This is a genomic window from Pseudomonas agarici (assembly GCF_900109755.1).
GTDB lineage: Bacteria > Pseudomonadota > Gammaproteobacteria > Pseudomonadales > Pseudomonadaceae > Aquipseudomonas > Aquipseudomonas agarici.
In genome coordinates this window covers 1-4,257 of the sequence record NZ_FOAR01000053.1, presented here as the reverse complement: position 1 = coordinate 4,257, position 4,257 = coordinate 1, and the positions used below count along the sequence as shown (strand labels likewise).

1 protein-coding gene and 1 pseudogene are annotated in these 4,257 nt (G+C 57.5%); both read left to right on the top strand.

Going from position 1 to position 4,257, the window contains the following annotated elements:
* The coding region (locus tag BMX68_RS24790; RefSeq protein ID WP_177178875.1) for an Ig-like domain-containing protein at positions 1–3,603 on the top strand (3,603 nt) is incomplete at its 5' end.
* A 203-nt stretch (positions 3,604–3,806) separates the two neighbouring features.
* Positions 3,807–4,257 (top strand): annotated as a pseudogene (locus tag BMX68_RS24785) (hypothetical protein); the annotation flags it as partial.

The following is a 4,257-nucleotide window of genomic DNA, read 5'->3' as shown; positions in this document are numbered from 1 at the left end:
AAGGTGCTCGAATACGAGGTCATCGACCAGTGCGGCAACTACTCGGTGAAGTGGTCGCCACAGGTGGTGCTCAAGGTCAATATCGGCAATGACAGTCGCCCTCGCCTGCCCTATGCCTATATCGACGAATCAACCCTCGGTGAAGAATTCGATACCCTCGACTACGATGTACTCGGCGAAGATAACGACGCCACCCTCGTGATCACCCAGGTTCGCCAGGGCTACTTGATTGGCGATGCCTTGCACATCACCCTGGAAGGACGCACCGCCGATGGCACTAGCGTGCACGAAGTCATCGACTTTCCGATTCCCGATGACCAGATCGGTCGTAATACCCGCCTGCCTCTGCGCAACGAAATCGTTCGCGAGCTGGTCGGCGGCACGGCAGTTCTGAGCTATGAACGGATTCGTGCCGGCAGCGAGCCGCAGCCGTCGGAACTGACCCGCCTGGCAATCATTGGCAGCTTCCTCAGCCGACTGGCCCGTCCCTTGGTGCTCGAAGCCGTCGGCGATTTCCTCGATCCGACGTCCCTGCTGGCTACTGTGGAAATCAGCCCCTATACCGGTCAGCAATCCAGCGACCGCGTTGACCTGTATCTGCTGGGGACGCGGGCCAATGGGGAACGGGAGTTCTGGCATTTCTTCAAGATGGCCGGCAGCAGCAACGCTCCGGTGCTCTTCTATTTGCAGCATGACCTGGACCTGGATATTGCCGGACTCAACGGTGGCACGCTGGAAGTGCATTATGTGGTCGACGGTGATCGCGAATCCTTGCACACCCAGCTCAATGTCGGTGAAGCCGCCGCGACCCTGCCGGCCCCGAACGTCCCCGAGGCCCCTGGTGGCGTGCTGGACCCGGAGGCCTCGATTCGTGGCGCCACAGTGGTGGTACCCAGGGCCGCTGATCTGGAAGAAGGCGATCTGCTCAGCGTGTACTGGCAGGGCAGCAAACCCGGCGGTAGCTTCATCCACCGCAAGTTCGAGGTCACCAGCGCCTGGCTCAACAGCGATATTCCGTTCCCAATCGAACGTGAGTATGTCGATGCCAACAAAGGTGGTTCAGTCAAGGCGTTCTATATCGTCGAACGCGGGCGCGAGCCAGTGCGCTACTCCCATACGCTTAACCTGAGAGTCGGAGCCAATCTGGCCTTGAAACCGCCCGAGGTACTGGAAACCATCGAGCCAGGCGGTAATGTGCTCAACCCGATCAATGCCCAGACCGCCGTCACGATCCGGGTGCGTTATGACGACATGAAAAACTCCGACAATATCCAACCCTACTGGAAAGGCATAGCCGGTATCGGTAGCCCGGTGATTGAGCCAAAACCTGGGAATGCCGCGCAGGGATATGTCGACTTCACCCTATCGGGTGCCGCTGCCGTGGGGGCCAATATCGGCAAGGTAGTGGAAGTCAGTTATGAGGTAACCAACTCCGAAGCGACCCAGTCTTCGGACCCGCTGAACCTGACCATCCAAAGCATACCGGTCTCGGAACTGCCTCCCTTGCAGATATTGGAGGCCAACGCCGGCCAGGTGGATGTCAACGGCACCGTGACTTTCCGGGTCGATGCCTGGCCATTCTATCGCCAGGGAGATCGGGTCTGGCTGGCCCTGGAAAGCGACAACCCGGATGGAACGCCCAATCGGTTGCCGATCTGGACCGCCTCGCCAATCAGTGCCTCGGAGTTCAATCAGAAATTCCTGACCCGAGTCATTACCAGCAATCCCGATCACACCACCTGGCTGCGAGCCCTGGAGCATGGCAGCGAATTGCGCGTGATATTCAAAGTCGTATTCGGTGGCGGTAGCAATGAAGCCGATGCGCTGACTTTCCCGTTGCGCACCTATACCGTCCATAACATTGAGGAGATAGAGGCGCCGACCATCACATCCGTCAAGAACGCCGCTGGCGGCGAGATCGCCAACGGATCCACTGTGGTCACCGCGACCGTGACGCTTACAGGCACGGCTCCCAATGGGCAGCAAGTGGAGATTCGCGACGGCACCAATACCGTGATGCACACGGCCACCGCCAATGGCAGTGGTATCTGGACCACACCCGCATTGCCTGTAACGGCCAAGGGTTACAGCATCACCGCACGTGGTCTCTATGCCAGCAACCCGGTGTCCACGCCACCGCGTACCTTTACCGTGGTCGCCTCGGCAACGCCGACCATCACCTCCGTCAAGAACGCCGCTGGCGGCGAGATCGCCAATGGCTCCACCGTGGTCACCGCGACCGTGACGCTCACAGGTACCGCCCCCAACGGGCAGCAAGTGGAGATTCGCGACGGCACTAACGTGATGGGCACCGCCACCGCCAACGCCAGCGGTGTCTGGACATCGTCCGCATTAACGGTGACGGCCAAGGCCTACAGCATCACCGCACGTGGTCTCTATGGCACCAACCCGGTGTCCACACCGGCACGCACTTTTACCGTTACCGCGCTGGTGACCCCCACCTTGACTTCCGTGAAAGATCCCAAGGGGGCTGAAGTCGCGCAAGGGACTACTACCAGGGAAAAGGTTTTCACCTTGACCGGGACTGCCAGCAAACTTCAACGCGTCCAGATCGAAGACGGCAACGGAGCCTCAGCCGCCGTCCTGGGCACCGCAACTGCCAACGCTTCTGGTATATGGACCTTCACAACGTCTACCCGCCCAACCGGCGAGAGAAGGCTCTATGCCCGGTCGCTCTATCACCCCAGCTCGGTTTTTTCGAACGTGCGCACTTTTACCATCGCCGACGAGGTGAAACCGGTTATTACTGGCGTGCATACCTCTACGGGGGCTTCGGTCCCTCACAACGGAACTACCAATCAAAGAAGCCTGACAATATCAGGAACCGCAACACCCAACTCCACCATCGAGGTAAGGGACGGTACGACAGTCCTACTAACTACCTCGGTTAACAACTCCAGGGCTTGGAGTGGCCATATCAATAATTTATCGGAAAGAAAATACAACCTCATCGCTAAAATCGTCGGAGGAACGCTTTCATCGGACACCAGAAGTTTTACCGTACAATTGCATCCTCCTTTGGCTATGAATACCTCGCCAATGGTATTGAATGGCAGAGCCATCAGAACCAGCCTAGGCTGGCCACAGACCGGCAACGACTTCGTCAATAATACAGCTACTCGTACACCTACAGCAGGTTCCGGCTCATACGCCTATAGTTCGAACAACATTAGCATCGCCCCCGTGTCAAATACCGGAAAAGTCACAGGACTGAGAAATGGGAGTGCGAGAATTACCGTTCGAGACGAACAGACCGGACAGAGTCTGGGGTATGACGTGACCGTCAGCAATGTGTGGGAGTTGAATATAAACAACTCACGATTGGCGAGCCACGAAGCGAATACCTGGAGAATCAACAGGAGAGGCATCAATTTAATTCAGAGCGATATGGATTTATTGAAACGTTATTACACCAGCCCATTCCCACGAAGTAATTTACTGCAGAATGCATACTGGTGCGATACCTCAAGCGCCTCGTGTAGCGTTGGCTATAATCTGGTTTACTCAGCGACTAATGGAAATGTTTCATGCGGCCCGGCAACGGGGACATGGGGAGCATTTTGTATCACATCAAATGATTAAAACTCCATTCATGGGATGGTCCTGAAATGTGTGTCAGAAAGGGGAGCTCCGCTCCCCTTTTGCTTTTCATCAACCCTACCACTCGTCGCCACTGTTATTTCTGACAGCTAGCCAGTCCTCCCCCCCCAGGCGTTGAATGATCCTCACGACTCGCCATCCGGGTTTTCGGGTCGCCTCCCTGAATCCGCCAAAGGTGCCTCGTCATGAACGAAGATCCTTCCTTGTCCGTGTCGCCTACGTCCCAAGGTCTCGACTCCCTCTCTCTCAACCCCTCGTCCGCTCCCAGGCAGCCGGATTTCAGCTTCGAACGCGACCCCACTCCCGAACGCCGTCCCTTCAGTGACCTGGTGATCGAGGTCTATGGCCAGCGCCCAGTGATCGGCGCCGATATCGGTGTCAACAAGGCCGCCCTCGACACCTACTATCTCGACGGCCTGCTGTGTTACCTGCACCCCTATCTGTCGCAGGCGGAGGGCGACTTTGTCGAATTGTTCTGCGGCAATGCCGACGATCCGGTGGCCTTCACTTCCGTGTCCCAGGACGAAGTGGACAAAGAGGCGAAAATTCCCCTGTTCATCCCTCGTGCCCGCCTGCCCGACGGCGTGATCCAGCCGGTGTTCTTTCGCCTCACCCGCTATACCGGCGGCAACAGCG